Origin of the sequence: Pantoea sp. PSNIH1, assembly GCF_007680655.1 — a bacterium.
Classification (GTDB): domain Bacteria; phylum Pseudomonadota; class Gammaproteobacteria; order Enterobacterales; family Enterobacteriaceae; genus Pantoea; species Pantoea eucrina.
The window spans coordinates 150,166-165,793 of record NZ_VEIP01000003.1; the positions used below are offsets into that span (position 1 = coordinate 150,166).

General features: G+C 59.3%; 13 protein-coding genes. 7 read left to right on the forward strand and 6 right to left on the reverse strand.

Features of this window, described 5'->3' with window-relative positions; all coding sequences use genetic code 11:
- Window positions 1–53: 53 nt before the first annotated feature.
- From parC to ftsP, 3 genes are all read left to right on the forward strand, one after another.
- A complete protein-coding gene (parC, locus tag FS690_RS10340; RefSeq protein ID WP_145339578.1) occupies window positions 54–2,324 on the forward strand; it encodes a DNA topoisomerase IV subunit A in 2,271 nt (756 codons plus the stop codon).
- A 38-nt stretch (window positions 2,325–2,362) separates the two neighbouring features.
- On the forward strand, window positions 2,363–3,100 hold the full coding sequence (locus FS690_RS10345) for a 1-acylglycerol-3-phosphate O-acyltransferase (RefSeq protein ID WP_039380186.1): 738 nt from the start codon (window positions 2,363–2,365) through the stop codon (window positions 3,098–3,100).
- Between the two features lie 105 nt (window positions 3,101–3,205).
- A complete protein-coding gene (gene ftsP, locus FS690_RS10350; protein WP_071669236.1) occupies window positions 3,206–4,633 on the forward strand; it encodes a cell division protein FtsP in 1,428 nt (475 codons plus the stop codon).
- 46 nt (window positions 4,634–4,679) lie between these two features.
- Here ftsP and dkgA read toward each other — a convergent pair whose 3' ends face one another.
- Window positions 4,680–5,507, reverse strand: coding sequence for a 2,5-didehydrogluconate reductase DkgA (dkgA, locus tag FS690_RS10355; protein ID WP_108569913.1), 828 nt, complete (start codon window positions 5,505–5,507; stop codon window positions 4,680–4,682).
- Window positions 5,508–5,700: 193 nt separating this feature from the next.
- On the opposite strand from dkgA, the gene FS690_RS10360 reads away from it, so the two are divergent.
- Complete coding sequence (locus FS690_RS10360; RefSeq protein ID WP_145339580.1) at window positions 5,701–6,618, forward strand: AraC family transcriptional regulator; 918 nt, start codon at window positions 5,701–5,703, stop codon at window positions 6,616–6,618.
- 3 nt (window positions 6,619–6,621) lie between these two features.
- On the opposite strand, the gene FS690_RS10365 is transcribed toward FS690_RS10360, so the two are convergent.
- Both FS690_RS10365 and metC read right to left on the reverse strand, forming a co-directional pair.
- Window positions 6,622–7,284, reverse strand: coding sequence for a DedA family protein (locus FS690_RS10365; RefSeq protein ID WP_039380178.1), 663 nt, complete (start codon window positions 7,282–7,284; stop codon window positions 6,622–6,624).
- 97 nt (window positions 7,285–7,381) lie between these two features.
- Window positions 7,382–8,572, reverse strand: coding sequence for a cystathionine beta-lyase (gene metC, locus FS690_RS10370; protein ID WP_104085429.1), 1,191 nt, complete (start codon window positions 8,570–8,572; stop codon window positions 7,382–7,384).
- A gap of 246 nt (window positions 8,573–8,818) precedes the next feature.
- Between metC and exbB the strand changes: the two genes are divergently transcribed.
- The 3 genes from exbB (at window position 8,819) to FS690_RS10385 (ending at window position 11,500) form a co-directional block, all read left to right on the forward strand.
- A complete protein-coding gene (gene exbB / locus FS690_RS10375) occupies window positions 8,819–9,547 on the forward strand; it encodes a tol-pal system-associated acyl-CoA thioesterase (protein WP_186368988.1) in 729 nt (242 codons plus the stop codon).
- Between the two features lie 5 nt (window positions 9,548–9,552).
- Complete coding sequence (gene exbD / locus FS690_RS10380; RefSeq protein WP_145339582.1) at window positions 9,553–9,975, forward strand: TonB system transport protein ExbD; 423 nt, start codon at window positions 9,553–9,555, stop codon at window positions 9,973–9,975.
- Window positions 9,976–10,177: 202 nt separating this feature from the next.
- Window positions 10,178–11,500, forward strand: a complete 1,323-nt coding sequence (locus tag FS690_RS10385; protein ID WP_108569911.1) for an MFS transporter — start codon at window positions 10,178–10,180, stop codon at window positions 11,498–11,500.
- Between the two features lie 39 nt (window positions 11,501–11,539).
- Here FS690_RS10385 and FS690_RS10390 read toward each other — a convergent pair whose 3' ends face one another.
- Genes FS690_RS10390 through FS690_RS10400 form a run of 3 tightly spaced genes read right to left on the reverse strand, consistent with a single transcriptional unit; the run spans window position 11,540 to window position 15,616 of the window.
- Complete coding sequence (locus tag FS690_RS10390; protein WP_145339584.1) at window positions 11,540–12,502, reverse strand: spore coat U domain-containing protein; 963 nt, start codon at window positions 12,500–12,502, stop codon at window positions 11,540–11,542.
- Window positions 12,495–14,927 (reverse strand): fimbria/pilus outer membrane usher protein, encoded by a 2,433-nt coding sequence (locus FS690_RS10395; RefSeq protein WP_145339586.1) that lies wholly within the window; start codon window positions 14,925–14,927, stop codon window positions 12,495–12,497. The genes FS690_RS10390 and FS690_RS10395 overlap by 8 nt, the downstream gene beginning before the upstream one ends.
- On the reverse strand, window positions 14,927–15,616 hold the full coding sequence (locus FS690_RS10400; protein WP_071669240.1) for a molecular chaperone: 690 nt from the start codon (window positions 15,614–15,616) through the stop codon (window positions 14,927–14,929). The genes FS690_RS10395 and FS690_RS10400 overlap by 1 nt, the downstream gene beginning before the upstream one ends.
- Window positions 15,617–15,628: the final 12 nt, after the last annotated feature.

Consider the following 15,628-nt stretch of genomic DNA (forward strand, 5'->3'; position numbering starts at 1 on the left):
ATCCTCGCCAAATGACCCGCCGGTGCGGGCCACGAAGTGAGGATGCAAACGTAATGAGCGAAATGACGCAGGATGGTGCAGAGCGTCTTGCCCTGCACAAGTTTACCGAAAAAGCGTACCTGGACTACTCCATGTATGTGATTATGGATCGCGCGCTGCCCTATATCGGTGACGGTCTGAAGCCGGTGCAGCGCCGTATCGTCTACGCCATGTCAGAGCTGGGCCTGAGCGCCAGCGCCAAATTTAAGAAGTCAGCGCGCACAGTCGGTGACGTGCTGGGCAAATATCATCCGCATGGCGACAGCGCCTGTTACGAAGCGATGGTATTAATGGCGCAGCCGTTCTCCTATCGTTATCCGCTGGTTGATGGTCAGGGTAACTGGGGCGCACCGGACGATCCCAAATCTTTTGCCGCGATGCGCTATACCGAATCGCGCCTCTCTAAATATGCGGAAGTGCTGCTCAGCGAGCTGGGCCAGGGCACGGTTGATTACATCCCGAATTTTGACGGCACGCTGCAGGAACCCAAAATGCTGCCGGCGCGGCTGCCCAACATTCTGCTTAACGGCACCACCGGTATCGCCGTCGGCATGGCAACGGATATCCCGCCGCACAATCTGCGCGAAGTGGCTGAAGCCGCGGTGCGGCTGATCGACAAACCCAAAACCACGCTGGATGAGCTGCTGGATATTGTGCAGGGTCCTGACTATCCGACGGAAGCAGAGATCATCACGCCGCGTGAAGAGATCCGCAAGATCTACCAGAGCGGGCGTGGATCGGTACGTCAGCGCGCCGTCTGGAAAAAAGAAGAGGGTGAGGCAGTGATCACTGCGCTGCCGCATCAGGTCTCCGGCGCGCGCGTGCTGGAGCAGATCGCCGCCCAGATGCGTAACAAAAAACTGCCGATGATTGAGGATCTGCGCGACGAATCCGATCACGAAAACCCGACGCGGCTGGTGATTGTGCCGCGTTCTAACCGCGTCGATCTCGATCAGGTCATGCACCATCTCTTCGCCACCACCGATCTGGAGAAGAGCTACCGCGTTAACCTGAACATGATTGGTCTGGATAACCGTCCGGCAGTGAAAAACCTGCTGGAGATCCTCTCTGAATGGCTGGTCTACCGGCGCGATACGGTCACGCGCCGTCTGAATTACCGGCTGGAGCGCGTGCTGCGCCGCCTGCATATCCTTGAGGGGCTGCTGGTCGCGTTTCTGAACATTGATGATGTGATCCACATTATCCGCAGTGAAGATGAACCCAAAGCGGTCCTGATGCCGCGCTTTGCAATCAGCGAAACGCAGGCCGAAGCGATTCTGGAGCTGAAGCTGCGTCATCTTGCGAAACTCGAAGAGATGAAGATCCGCGGCGAGCAGGCCGAACTGGAGAAAGAGCGCGATCAGCTGCAGGCCACGCTGGCGTCTGAGCGGAAAATGAACAGCCTGCTGAAGAAAGAGCTGCAGGCTGACAGCCAGGCATACGGCGACGAGCGCCGCTCGCCGCTGCACGAGCGCGAAGAGGCGAAAGCGCTGAGTGAAAATGAGCTGGTGAGCGCTGAGCCGGTGACCATTGTGCTGTCGCAGATGGGCTGGGTGCGCAGCGCCAAAGGGCACGATATCGACCCTGCCGGCCTGAGCTATAAAGCGGGAGATAGCTATCGGGCGGCGGCGCGCGGCAAGAGCAATCAGCCGGTGGCATTTATTGACTCCACCGGCCGCAGCTATACGCTCGATCCCACCTCGCTGCCGTCGGCGCGCGGGCAGGGGGAACCGCTGACCGGCAAGCTGACGCTTCCGCCGGGCGCAGTGATGGAGCAGGTGCTGATGGAAGCGGACGATCAGAAGCTGCTGATGGCCTCTGATGCCGGCTATGGCTTTATCTGTACCTTTGCCGATCTGGTATCGCGCAACCGCGCCGGTAAAGCGCTGCTGACGCTGCCGGAGAATGCGCGCGTCATGACGCCGCTGGCGGTCAATTCCGGCGATGACATGCTGCTGGCAATCACCCAGGCGGGCAGAATGCTGATGTTCCCGGTGGCTGACCTGCCGCAAATGTCTAAAGGCAAAGGCAATAAAATTATCTCAATTCCTGCCGCAGATGCTGCCTCCGGTGCCGACCGGCTGCAGTGGCTACTGATTCTGACGCCGGGCAGCACTCTTACCCTCTATGTGGGTAAACGTAAGCTGATCCTGCGCGATGAAGATCTGCAGAAAGTGCGTGCCGATCGCGGCCGTCGCGGCAGCGTATCACGCGGCCTGCAGCGTATTGACAGCGTTGAAGTCAACGCGCCGGCACGCCCTAAGCGTGACGCAAGTGCAGAGTAACCAGGTTATCTGCGAAGGAGTATTTTTTTGAGGACGCTATGTTACTAATTTTACGCGCGATAATTATTATCATCTATTCCGTACTGGTCTGTGTCTTCGGCAGCATCTGGTGCCTGTTTTCGCCGCGCAACCCGCGCCATGTCGCGACGTTTGGCCATCTTTTTGGCCGGCTCTCCGGAGTGCTGGGCGTTAAAGTTGAGCTGCGTAAGCCTCCTGAGGCGGCGAATTACGGTAATGCTATCTATATTGCAAACCATCAGAACAACTATGACATGATCACGGCGGCGAAAATCGTACAGCCGACCACCGTTACCGTGGGCAAAAAGAGCCTGTTGTGGATCCCGTTTTTCGGGCAGCTCTACTGGCTGACAGGCAACCTGCTGATCGATCGCGACAACCGGGCGAAAGCGCACGGCACTATCGGAGAGATTGTCGGGCAATTTAAAAAGAAGCGTATCTCATTCTGGATGTTCCCGGAAGGCACGCGCAGCCGCGGACGTGGCCTGCTGCCGTTTAAGACCGGCGCGTTTCACGCTGCCGTCGCCGCTGGCGTACCCATTATCCCGATCGTCGTCTCCAATACGCATGGCAAAATTAATATGAATCGCTGGAAGAATGGCCTGGTGATTGTAGAGATGCTGCCACCGGTCGATACCGCACAGTTTGAGACCACCTCTGTGCGTAAGCTGGCGACCCACTGCCGTGAAATAATGTCTGCTAAGCTGGAAGAGTTAAACGCAGAAGTCGCTGAACGCGAAAAAAACGGTAAAATCTGAGCCCTATCCGGGGGTGGTGGATGCCACCCCCGTGCACCACAGCAAAATTAACAACAACAACATGGACACGGCGTTTTACGCCCCGCTCAAAAGGTCTGAAGTTTTATGTCTTGCAGCAGACGTCACTTTATTCAGCTTTCTGCCGGCGTTGCGCTGGCCTCCCCGGCACTGACTTTTTCAGCCCGCGCCGCTACTCCGGCTGGCGATGTCCCGCTGCCGGTCCCGCCGCTGATTGAATCCCGCCGCGGACAGCCGCTGTTTCTGACGCTGCAGCGCAGCCACTGGTCGTTTACGGGCAGCGGCAGCAAAGTTCCGGTCTGGGGCATTAACGGCCTCTATCTGGGGCCGACGGTGCGGGTTTACAGCGGTGATGACGTTAAGCTTATCTACAGCAACCGGCTTAATGAGCCGGTGGCGATGACGGTCAGCGGCCTGCAGGTGCCGGGCGCGCTGATGGGCGGGGCGCCGCGCATGATGTCAGCGGGTGCTGACTGGTCGCCGGTGCTGCCCATTCGGCAGGGGGCGGCGACGCTGTGGTATCACGCCAGCACGCCGAATCATATGGCCCCGCACGTCTATAACGGCCTGGCGGGAATGTGGCTGATTGAAGATGAGGTCAGCAAATCGCTGCCGCTGCCTAAGCACTACGGCGTGGATGATTTTCCACTGGTGATTCAGGATAAGCGCCTCGATAACTTCGCCACCCCGGTCTATAACCCGCCATCAGAGGGCGGGTTTCTTGGTGATACGCTGCTGGTTAACGGCGTGCAGAATCCCTATGTGGATGTTTCCCGCGGCTGGGTGCGCCTGCGCCTGCTGAATGCCGCCAATGCGCGCCGCTTTGACCTGCGTTTTTCAGACGGTCGCCCTTTTACCGTTATTGCCAGCGATCAGGGGTTTCTGCCTTCGCCGGTCGCGGTGCAGACGCTCTCTCTGGCGCCAGGCGAACGGCGTGAGGTGCTGGTGGATATGTCGCAGGGGGATGAAGTGTCAATCACGGCGGGCACGGCGGCAGGGATTATGGATCGCCTGCGCGGCCTGTTTGAACCCTCATCCATTCTGACCAACACGCTGGTGCTGACGCTGCGCCCGACCGGGCTGCTGCCGCTGGTCACCGATAACCTGCCGATGCGACTGCTGGCCGATCAGATCCTCGACGGCGTGGCGGTGCGGACGCGCGAATTTCGTATTGGCGACAGCGTACCGGGCATTAACGGCGCGCTGTGGGATATGAACCGCATCGATACCACAACGCAGCAGGGAACGTTTGAGCGCTGGATTATTCACGCCGATCGCCCGCAGTCGCTGCATATTCAGGGCGTCATGTTCCTTATCAAAAGCGTCAACGGCGCGCAGTCGATGGGCGAAGATCGCGGCTGGAAAGATACCGTCTGGGTTGACGGCAGTGTGGAACTGCTGGTGAGTTTTCCGCAAAGCGCCAGCGATCACTTCCCGTTTGTCTATTACAGCCAGACGCTGGAACTGGCCGATCGCGGTACGGCAGGGCAGATGGTCGTCAATCCGCTTTCCTGAAAAAGAAAAAGGCCGCCGTGAGGGCGGCCGCAAAAATCATACTGCTTTAGCCGTTAAATGCTTCCGGATCGGGTCCCAGACGCTGGCCCTTATCCAGTTTGGTGATTTCACTGATCTCACTTTTCTCCAGCCGGAAATCGAAGACGTTAAAGTTCTCTTCAATGCGTGCCGGGGTGACTGATTTCGGGATCACCACCAGGCCGCTGTCGAGATGCCAGCGGATCACAATCTGCGCCGCGCTCTTGCCATACTTTTTCGCCAGCGTGCGGATAATCGCCTGATCGAACACCCCTTCGCCACCCTGCGCCAGCGGGCTCCAGGACTCAGTCTGGATCTGATGCAGTGCGTTCCAGGCGTGCAGCGTACGCTGCTGCAGCATCGGATGCAGCTCAATCTGATTCACCACCGGCGTCACGCCGGTTTCATCAATCAGGCGTTTCAGATGGGCTTCATGAAAGTTACAGACGCCGATGCTTTTGGTCAGGCCCTGCTGCTGCAGCTCAATCATCTTCTCCCATGCCGCAACGTAGTGATCTTTTTCCGGGCAGGGCCAGTGCATCAGGTAGAGATCAACGCTGTCGAGCTGCAGTTTCTCCAGGCTGGTCTCCATCGCCTGCTGCACATTTTGCTGGTCATCATTCCACAGCTTGGTGGTGACGAAGATATCGTCGCGCGCTACCGGCGTATCCTTCAGCGCCCTGCCAATCGCCTCTTCATTTTTATAGGCGGCAGCGGTATCGATAGAGCGATAACCCACTTCCAGCGCTTTCAGTACGGCGGTATGCGCCTCTTCCTGACTTGCCTGCCAGACACCGAGGCCAAGCTGCGGCATCATATTGCCGTCGCGCAGTTTGATAATAGGTTGATCTGCCATAGGGGCTCCTTTTTCATTGCGATCGCTGAATGGAAAAACTGTGTGCTTAAGTCTAGACAACAAACGTGCAGTGCGGATCGCTCTGCCAGAGCGGACTCTGACCCTTTTCTGCAAAAATCTTGCCTGATCCTCCAGGGGAGTAGAGCTTTGTGCAGCGTTGCGGCACACTGAATTTTTTATCCGGAAAGCCGCCATGTCCCATGACGCCCTGTGTCGCCAGCTTGCCCGCCGGGTCGTCGCGCTAATGTGCGACCCGCAAAAACCGCACTGTGCAGTGAAAAATGTCCGGCTCATTTACGCCAGCGAAACGCTGCCGCGTACGCCGATGATGTATCAGCCCGGCATTGTGATCCTGTTTCAGGGACGCAAAACCGGCTATCTCGGCAGCACGGTCTTCCACTATGACGCCAGTAAATATCTGATGCTGACGGTGCCGTTGCCGGTTGAGTGCGAAACGGAAGCCACGCCCGATGCGCCGCTGGCGGGCATGTGTCTGAGCGTGGATACCGCTTCGCTGCAGGATCTGCTGCTGGATATCGGTGACGATGAGCAGTTTCAGCCCGCGGCGCAGACCTCGGGTATTCATTCTGCCTGGCTGAGCGAAGAGATGCTGTGTGCCGCAGAGCGGCTGCTGGATGTGATGAGCCATCCGCGCGATGCACGGGTGCTTGGCCCGCAGCTGGTACGGGAAATCCTTTATTATGTGCTCACCGGTCCGATTGGCGGGGCGCTGCTGTCGCTGGTTAACCGGCAGACGCAGTTCAGTCAGATTGCGCGCGCGCTGCGGCGGATAGAAACGCACTTTGCCGGCAGCCTGAGCGTTGAGACGCTGGCGGCCGAGGTCAACATGAGCGTGTCCGCTTTTCACCACAACTTTAAGGCGGTAACGCAGACGTCCCCGCTGCAGTACCTCAAACGCTATCGTCTGCATCAGGCGCGGCTGATGATGCTGCAGGATGGCGTAAAGGCGAGTACAGCCGCGCTGCGGGTAGGGTATGAGAGTCCGTCACAGTTTTCCCGGGAGTTCAAACGGCTGTTTGGCACAACGCCGGGTGAAGAGGTCAGCCGCGCGCGTCAAACGGTGCAGACGCTGCCGTTTGACGCGGCGTGATAATTAAGAGGTTTTCTGACGGCGTTTTTTCCAGATCACCACAATGCTGCCGGCCAGCCCGGTAAACAGCAGCACCAGCGGCAGGATCATCAGAATAGCCATAACCTGATCTTCATGCCGCTTGATAAACGGCACCTGGCTGATGCCGTAGCCCATCGTAACGACAATGCCGACCCACAACACGCCGCTTAACCAGTTAAACAGCTGAAAACGGCTGTTACGCAGTCCGGAGATACCCGCCATGGTAGGCAGCAGCGTGCGCACAAACGCCAGGAAACGGCCCACCAGCAGCGCCATCAGGCCGTGGCGGTTAAACAGATGCCAGGCGCGCTGATGGTACTGCGCGGGCAGATGCATCAGCCAGCTTTTGACCAGCTTTGTATTGCCCAGCCAGCGCCCTTGCAGATAGCTCAGCCAGCAGCCGAGGCTGGCGGCAGTGGTCAGGATCACCATGGTCGGCACAAAGTCCATTACGCCTTTAGCAATCATGGCGCCCGCCAGCAGCAGCAGGCTGTCACCCGGCAGAAACGACGCCGGCAGCAAGCCATTTTCCAGAAACAGCGTCAGAAACATCACGCCGTAGACGATCCATACGACATCCGGATTGGCCAGCGCAGCAAAATCCTGATGCCAGAGCGCCTGGACAATCTCATGTAAAACACCCATCTGCTATCCCGTCGAGTTACAAGGCTTTTATAGTAGCCCTCCGCAGCCGCCGGCGCGTTGATCTGACACGGCGAGCCACGGATGGTTGAAGGTTGGTTTAATTCGTTAAGCGGTCAAAACCCGCCTGCAGATCGGCCAGCAGGTCGCTGACGTGCTCCAGACCGATATGCAGACGTATCAGCGTGCCCGTAAAGTCGACGCCGCCTGCCGGGCGAATCGCCGCCAGCTCTTCGGGCTGGCTGGCCAGAATCAGCGACTCATAACCGCCCCACGAATAGGCCATGCTGAAATGATGGAAGCGATCGAGATAATTTGCCAGCTGCTGCGCATCCAGCCGCTCATGCAGCACAAATGAAAACAGGCCGCTGCTGCCGCTGAAGTCGCGCTGCCAGAAACGGTGTCCCGGGCTCTGCGCCAGCGCCGGATGATTGACCCGCGCCACTTCAGGCCGGCCAGTCAGCCACTCCGCCACCTGCAGCGCGCTCTCTTCGTGCTGGCGCAGGCGGGTGCCTAAGGTGCGCAGACCGCGGCTCGCCATATAGGCCGTATCCGCATCGACCATCTGCCCCATCAGGTAAGAGTTCTCACGCAGCTGCGGCCAGCAGCGGGCGTTGGCCACCGCGGTGCCAATCATGGCGTCGCTGTGACCAATGATATATTTGGTGCCGGCCTGGATAGAAATATCAATCCCGAACGACAGCGCGTTAAACAGCACGCCCGCCGCCCAGGTGTTGTCCAGCATGATAATCGCCTCGGGCGCTTTGGCACGTACGGCGGCAACAATCGCCGGGATATCCTGCACTTCCATCGTCACCGACGCCGGCGACTCAAGAAACACCACGCGGGTATTGGGCTGCACCAGTTCACCGATCTCACTGCCAATACAGTGATTAAACCAGGTGGTGGTGACCTGCATTTTGGTGAGGATTTTGCTGCAGAAATCCTGCGTCGGTTCGTAGACCGCTCCGCTCATCAGCACGTGATCGCCCGCTTCAACAAACGCCAGAATGGCGTTGGCAACGGCGGCTGCGCCGCAGGGATAGAGTGCACAGCCTGCGCCACCTTCCAGTTCGGTCATCGCATCCTGCAGCGAAAAGTGCGTAAGCGTGCCGCGACGGCCATAAAAGAGTTCGCCTTCAGCCCGCCCGGCGGTGGCGCGCTGTTTATCCGCGACGGTATCAAAAACCAGGGATGAGGCGCGCTGTATTACGCTGTTCACCGCGCCCTGCGTATAACGTTTATTACGTCCTGCGCTCACCAGCGCGGTATCCAGTTTTTTCGTAGCCATCACTGCCTGTCCTGACCCATCTTACAAAGCATTCACGTTACCACGAATCAGGGGAGGGGTTGAGCCTGTTTACCGATTATCAGAGTGGCACCAGCCCGGCAGTGCAGGCACAGCAGCAGCAGGCGCTGCTTTGTAAATAGTAATGAGAACGACTATCACTTAGATCCTTTTTTTTGCTATGATCGTCTCTTCAGTCGTGAACTCTACAACAGAATCTGGAGATGCAGCGTGGTAGCCAGTGATTTAATGCAGACAGACCTCTCCGTCTGGGGGATGTACCAGCATGCCGACATCGTGGTTAAAATTGTCATGATTGGCCTGTTACTGGCATCCGTCGTGACCTGGGCCATCTTTTTTGGCAAATATGCTGAACTGAGCGCCGCGAAACGTCGCCTGAAAAAAGAGCAGCAGGCGCTGGGCGCAGCACGCTCGCTGGCTGACGCTTACCGTACGGCAGAGAGCTTTAAAGCCAGCAGTCACAGTGCTGTACTGCTGGCCGATGCGCGCGAGGAGCTGACGCTGTCAGCGGGCACAGACGATCTGGCGGGCATCAAGGATCGCACCAGTTTTCGCCTTGAGCGTCGGGTAGGGGCGTTCGGTCGTCATGCCGGGCGCGGCAATGGTTTTCTGGCAACCATCGGTTCCGTGGCGCCTTTTATCGGCCTGTTCGGTACCGTATGGGGCATTATGAATAGCTTTATCGGCATCGCTAAAACGCAGACCACCAATCTTGCCGTGGTCGCGCCTGGCATTGCTGAAGCGCTGCTGGCGACAGCAGTCGGCCTGGTTGCCGCTATTCCTGCCGTGGTTATTTACAACGTTTTTGCGCGCATGATTGCCAATTATAAAGCGTCGCTGGGTGACGTCGCAGCCCAGGTGCTGCTGCTGCAAAGCCGCGATCTCGATCTCGGCACGGCGCACGTCGCGGCGGAAACCAGCCGTCCGGCCGCTACGCATAAGCTGCGCGCAGGATAATCATTATGGCGATGCGTTTAAACGATGAGGCCGCTGGCGACAGCGAAATGCATGAGATTAACGTCACGCCGTTTATCGACGTTATGCTGGTGCTGCTGATTATCTTTATGGTGGCGGCACCACTGGCAACGGTAGATGTACGCGTTAACCTGCCAGCGTCCACCAGCGCACCGCAGCCGCGCCCGGAGAAGCCGGTCTATCTCTCAATCAAAGCGGATAAGCAGATCTATATCGGCAATGATGCGGTGACGAAAGAGACGCTGGTAAACGCGCTGACTGCGCAGACCGCGGGAGATAAGCGGACCACTATCTTCTTCCAGGCCGATCAATCAGTGGACTATGCCACGCTGATGGCGGTGATGGACCAGCTGCGCGCAGCGGGCTATCTGAAGATTGGCCTGATGGGAATGGAAACGGCCGGCAAATAGCCGGACTGTTTTGCCGAAGAGAAAGCCGCTGATAACAGCGGCTTTTTTTATACCTGCTTTCTGCAGAGCGGCTGTCAGAACCGCCCCGCATTGTTAATTTCCTGTTACCTTTTGTCAGTCTTTGTAAAGCACAATGGTGATTCAGATCACATTCATTCCTGGCTTAGCAGGCTACAACGGGTAAAAAACCAGGAAGGACAGTATGAGCAGCCAGTTATCTCTGCAAAAACCTGCGCGCAGCGGGGCGAAAACCATCTTTAGCGTTACCAGCGGTAACTTTCTTGAGATGTATGATTTTATGGTGTTTGGCTACTACGCCACCGCCATCGCGAAAACCTTTTTTCCCGGCGACGATCCCTTTGCCTCTCTGATGCTGACGCTGATGACCTTCGGCGCCGGATTTCTTATGCGTCCGCTGGGCGCCATTGTGCTGGGTGCCTATATCGACCATCACGGCCGGCGCAAAGGCCTGCTGCTGACGCTGGGGCTGATGGCGATTGGCACACTGACCATTGCGCTGGTGCCGGGTTACGCCACGCTTGGCGCCGCGGCACCAATTTTGATCCTGCTCGGACGCCTGCTGCAGGGCTTCTCCGCGGGGGTAGAACTCGGCGGCGTCTCAGTCTATCTCGCAGAAGCTGCGCCCAAAGGACGTAAAGGGTTCTGGGTCAGCTGGCAGTCGGGCAGTCAGCAGGTGGCGGTGATTTTCGCTGCGCTGCTGGGACTGGGGCTGAATCATTTACTGGCGAAAGAGGCCGTTACCGAATGGGGCTGGCGTATTCCGTTTGTGGTGGGCTGTATGATTGTGCCGTTTCTGTTCTGGATCCGCCGCATGCTGGAGGAGACAGAGGCGTTCAGCCAGCGTAAAACGCATCCTTCGATGCGCCAGATTGTGCGGTCAGTCGGACAGAACTGGGCGCTGGTGCTGGCGGGCATGCTGATGGTGGTCACCACCACCGTTATGTTCTACATGATCACCGCTTTCACGCCAACCTTTGGCAAAACGGTGCTGATGATGAGCGATAAGCAGAGCTTTCTGGTCACGCTGTTTGTCGGAATATCCAATCTGTTCTGGCTGCCGGTTATGGGGGCACTTTCCGATCGGGTCGGACGGCGACCGCTGCTGATTATCTTTACCGTGCTAATGATCCTGACGGCCTGGCCGGTGCTGCACTGGCTCACCGGTTCCGCGAGCTTTGCGCATCTGGTCGAAGCGGAGCTGTGGCTCTCTTTTCTCTATGCCAGCTACAACGGTGCCATGGTGGTCTATCTGGCGGAGATTATGCCGGCAGAGGTGCGCGCATCCGGCTTTTCCCTGGCCTACAGCCTGGCGACCGCACTGTTTGGCGGCTTTACGCCAGCCATCTCCAGCTACCTTATTCATGCCACCGGCGATAAAGCGATGCCCGGCATCTGGCTCTCATTTGCTGCCGTCTGCGGACTGGCAGGCACACTGCTGATTGGCCGGATGGTGAGACAGTATCAGCAGCGCCACGCGGTAACGCCCGCCAGCGCCTCACTCTGATGCTTTTCCGGCCGCGCCCTGCGGCCGGCTCTCTCCCCGCTAAAACGCCACGTCCACCACCACGTTATCCGTGTAGTTTCCGGCTGCCGGCGTCGCCTGCGTCGTCAGTATCCGGGCCGTGTAGGTAAAGTTGCGCGTTACCGTATCGGGATTAAGCGAGGTTGACGTTGTGCTGCTCCAGCGATCGCTGCCGGAGGGTCCCCAGCGCGAGGTCGTGGCCGCGTCTTTATAAATGTCATAGGCCAGCCGGCTGGCTCCATTTGCCATCTGCCGCGCGGTGCCGCTGAAATTATTGCCGTTGCTCAGCCCAACGCTATAGGTGCTCCCTTTAGAGCAGACCACGCTGATGGTCTGCTGAACGGCAGAGAAGCTGCCCGCCAGCGGCGCGCTGCCAAAGTTGAGGTTCGGGGCGGTAATGGTGGTGCAGTCGTTGGTGACCACCAGCGTCACGGTCAGCGGCAGGGCGGTGCCGCTGCTGCTCTGTACGGTTCCGACGCAGGCTCCCGCTACGTTCAGTCCGGTACAGACGCTGTAGCTGACCGTCAGCGTCAGGGTGGTGGTGTATGTGCCTGCCGCAATTACCTGGCCTGGCACGGTGCGGAAATAGAGCGGGATAGTGAAGTTCAGGCTGTTGCCCAGCGCCAGCAGCGCCGAGGCGTTCCAGCGGTAGCTGTTGCCCTGACGCAGTTCGGTGGCGCAGGCGCTGTCGACACAAAGCTGGATCGGAACGTTATCGCTGCCGCCGGCGCTCGCTTTCAGCGTGGCGCGGGTCCCGTTCAGGTAGCTGGCAGCGGTAAACGCATAGGCAATGTAGTCGTTGCCCAGCAGATTAAGCGTGGCGGAGCCGCAGTTGACATTTGTATTGGCGGACGTGGGGATAACCTGGGATTGCACAGAAAAGGTGGTCTGGCTGCCAAAGCTGGCCGGCGAAGCGGAGAGCGGGCAGAGCGCATAGCTGGCGCCGGGCAGCAGCAGTGCCAGCATCAATAGTAACTTAATCATGTTGTAATCCTGCTGAGGGTGTCTGCGCCAGCGCACCGGCGCCGGGCTGCGGGAGAGGTAGCGCGCAGACCAGCGGGCCATAGGTTTTCAGCGCCTCTGGTTCGCCGCGCGCGACGCTGAACGTGGTTTCACACTGGCGGCCATCGGGCGTGATAACCTGCAGCGTATTACGCGCCTGCAAATTCTCCAGCCAGACGATGCCGTCCCAGCCGACATAGCTGCTCTCTTTACCTGCGCGCAGCACCTGACTGGCAAGCGGCAGCGGCTGACCGCGCGTGTCGTGCAAAATAACGCTGGCGGCACGCAGCGGCTCAATCGGGAAGTCGAGCAGAAAACCGCTTTTACGCTTCACGGCAATGCGCTGCTCAACCCGGGACGCGGCGACGCTGGCAGGCAGATCCAGCGTATCGATATCATATTTTGCGCCGTAGTAGCTGCTGACCGCCGGGACCAGCAGATAGCCCTGGCCGTCAGTTTTCCCCATCGCCTGATTCTCGTAGCGCACGGTCACGCCGGGATAGCGGGTTTTCACCAGCACAAAGGCGTCGTTGATATCATTAGCAGCAAAGAGGCGGTTATCCATCAGCACCAGCGCGCCAGAGAGATCCGCCCATTGCGTTGTATTGTCATCATCGCCCCAGAATCCGGCTGAGGTATCGATCCGGTTATTGCGATAGCGCAGGCTGCCCTGACGATAATCGCCGCTGTCGCCCCCCTGGCGTGCCCAGGAGGCGTCCCAGGCGATCCCCCCCTCAGTGGGCATTGCCCGCGAGGCATACAGCCGCTGGTTACTGCGCCCCTGGCGATCGCGCTCCACGCTCACAGACGCGCTGCTCTGTTCACCAAACGGGATCACCAGTGAAATCGCCCCGTCCCAGCTACCGAGATCGCGATCGCGGCTGGCTGAGATATAGAGACTGCTGTTGCCCCACAGGTTTTTGCTCCAGGTCAGGTTCCACAGACGCGTGCGCTCACCGTAGCCGCCGCTGATATCGAGATAGGCGAGTCCCATACTGCCGTAGTCGCTGAGCGACAGGCTGGCCGTATATTGTGCGCTGCGACGCGCGAGTGAATAGCGGCTGTCGGCGCTTTCACTGCGGCTGCCGATCAGCGCCAGATTACTGAACGTGGTATCGCGCAGAATGTGCTGGGTGCCAAGGCTGAACCAGCTGTTGTTATACTGATATCCCCAGCTGTACTGCGTGCCGCTCTGGCCCTGCGCGTCGCTCTGCGCCACCGCCGCGTTGATAACGCCCAGGCTTCCCGCTTTCAGCAGGCCGCCCGCGCCGCCCATGACAACCTCATCACTGCCTTCAGCGTGCGACTCCAGCGTCAGCCAGTCGCTGATACCGTAGCGATAGGAGCCACTGGCAGCGGCAGCACCGTAGTCGGCACTCTTCACACCATAATTTTGCCGGACAGCGCCGGCAGAGAAGGCGTAATCAGACAGGCCACTTTTTAACAGGCTGGCCGACACGTAAAAGGGCAGCGTGGTGGTGACCTGACGCCCCAGCGCATCGGTGGTGGTGATCACCGCATCCCCGGCACCATTGACAAAGGGGATGTTGGTCAGCGACCACGGACCGGGCTGCACCGCCGTTTGCGCACTGCGATAGCCGTTAATAAACAGATCGACCGAGGAGGGCACCGCCGCCTGGCCGCTGAAGGCAGGCAGCGGATAAGTTACTAAATCGGGACGCACGCTGAAATCACGCGCTATCTGCACCCCGCCCAGCCGCACGCTGTTGCTCCAGCTCAGGGCGTCAGTGATAAGGTCGCCCACCCGCCAGCTGAGCGCGGCGTCTTCATTCTCATTGCTGAACCAGGTGTCGTAACGCAGATATCCCTCCTGCTGACCGCTGAGCGATCCATTCAGCTGCTGCGTATAGACGCCGTTAGAGGAGAACTGTCCTGCCGGGCCGAACAGCCGTAACTCATTCCACGAGGAGAGGCGTGAGCCGGCCCGGTCGGTGTGGGTCAGATAAACGTCGTAATTCAGCAGCGCCCCGTTGCTGGCGCGCGCCGGAAAGCGGGGACGCTGCTCAGCCTGCCCGAGCCGCTGCGCCGGCAGCCAGGCCGGCGGCACCGTCAGCAGCAGCCGCTGCCGGGTTTCATCATAGGTGACATCCGCGCCAGGCAGCTGCCGAAGATCGACCCGCTCATCCGGCAGCTTTTCCGCCGCCACGCCCGCCTGCAGCAGATCGCTGCGGCGCAGCCAGAAATGATCCTGCTGATGTTCAACGGCAACAATATCGCCGCGCGCGCGCTGATTGATAATTAACTCCAGCATCAGCTGCTGCCCCTGTGCGCTGCTTTCCAGCGCGGGCGGAGGCGGCAGCGCAGACCAGCTCTCCGCACGCCCGTGCGCGGGCAGGATCATCAGTACGCTGCCCAGCAGCAGATAACGCGAGGGCGCAGGCGTCATTAGCGTGCGGCAGTACTGCGCCAGGCGCGGTTGTTGACATCGGCTGCCAGCTCTCCGCGCAGGGGCTGGCTGACCGGCCAGCGCTGGCTGCTGTGTGCCAGCACATAGCCAAACAGGCCGTTGCCCAGGGCGGCTCCGCCGGCGCGGACATTGCTCAGGCGCGCATGGCCGCTGCCGCTGTTGGTCAGCTCCAGCCAGCGCCTGCCGCCGCTGCTGACTTCGCGCCAGCTCAGCACCGCTTTCGCGCTGTCGCGCGTCAGACCGCTGCCGTAGACAAACAGCGGAACGGAATAGCGCATCTGAAAGTTAAGCCCGGCCTGATTATCACCGGGCTTACGCGGCGACGGGATCTCATCAAGTACCACGCGATAGGCGCTCTCCTGACCGGCAGGGGGCGGCGTCTGTTTGATCAGGCGCACCAGCTGTTTTTGCCCCGGCTCCAGCCGCACCATAGGCGGACTGGCGGCGACCTGCTGCTGCGTCTGATACTGCTCCTGGCCCTCGCGCTGCTGCCAGGCAAAAATGCGTACCTGCATAATGGTGCTGCTGCTGCCGCGGTTCTCCAGCCAGAGCTCGCTGGCTTTATCTTCAGAGGCTATGGCGGGGTCAATGGGCCAGATCATCAGCGAGTTGGCGGCCCGGACTGAGGGGATGATTAACAGCAAAAGCAGCGCGCACAGGTTTCTCATGGTTCATCCTTT

Bases quoted from the DNA above. Each gene is read 5' to 3' on its own strand.
- FS690_RS10395 (WP_145339586.1), bottom strand. From the start codon at position 14,927: ATGACGCCTGCGCCCTCGCGTTATCTGCTGCTGGGCAGCGTACTGATG.
- exbD (WP_145339582.1), top strand. From the start codon at position 9,553: ATGGCGATGCGTTTAAACGATGAGGCCGCTGGCGACAGCGAAATGCAT.
- metC (WP_104085429.1), bottom strand. From the start codon at position 8,572: ATGGCTACGAAAAAACTGGATACCGCGCTGGTGAGCGCAGGACGTAAT.
- FS690_RS10360 (WP_145339580.1), top strand. From the start codon at position 5,701: ATGTCCCATGACGCCCTGTGTCGCCAGCTTGCCCGCCGGGTCGTCGCG.
- parC (WP_145339578.1), top strand. From the start codon at position 54: ATGAGCGAAATGACGCAGGATGGTGCAGAGCGTCTTGCCCTGCACAAG.
- FS690_RS10390 (WP_145339584.1), bottom strand. From the start codon at position 12,502: ATGATTAAGTTACTATTGATGCTGGCACTGCTGCTGCCCGGCGCCAGC.
- FS690_RS10400 (WP_071669240.1), bottom strand. From the start codon at position 15,616: ATGAGAAACCTGTGCGCGCTGCTTTTGCTGTTAATCATCCCCTCAGTC.
- ftsP (WP_071669236.1), top strand. From the start codon at position 3,206: ATGTCTTGCAGCAGACGTCACTTTATTCAGCTTTCTGCCGGCGTTGCG.
- exbB (WP_186368988.1), top strand. From the start codon at position 8,819: ATGCAGACAGACCTCTCCGTCTGGGGGATGTACCAGCATGCCGACATC.
- FS690_RS10345 (WP_039380186.1), top strand. From the start codon at position 2,363: ATGTTACTAATTTTACGCGCGATAATTATTATCATCTATTCCGTACTG.
- FS690_RS10365 (WP_039380178.1), bottom strand. From the start codon at position 7,284: ATGGGTGTTTTACATGAGATTGTCCAGGCGCTCTGGCATCAGGATTTT.
- dkgA (WP_108569913.1), bottom strand. From the start codon at position 5,507: ATGGCAGATCAACCTATTATCAAACTGCGCGACGGCAATATGATGCCG.
- FS690_RS10385 (WP_108569911.1), top strand. From the start codon at position 10,178: ATGAGCAGCCAGTTATCTCTGCAAAAACCTGCGCGCAGCGGGGCGAAA.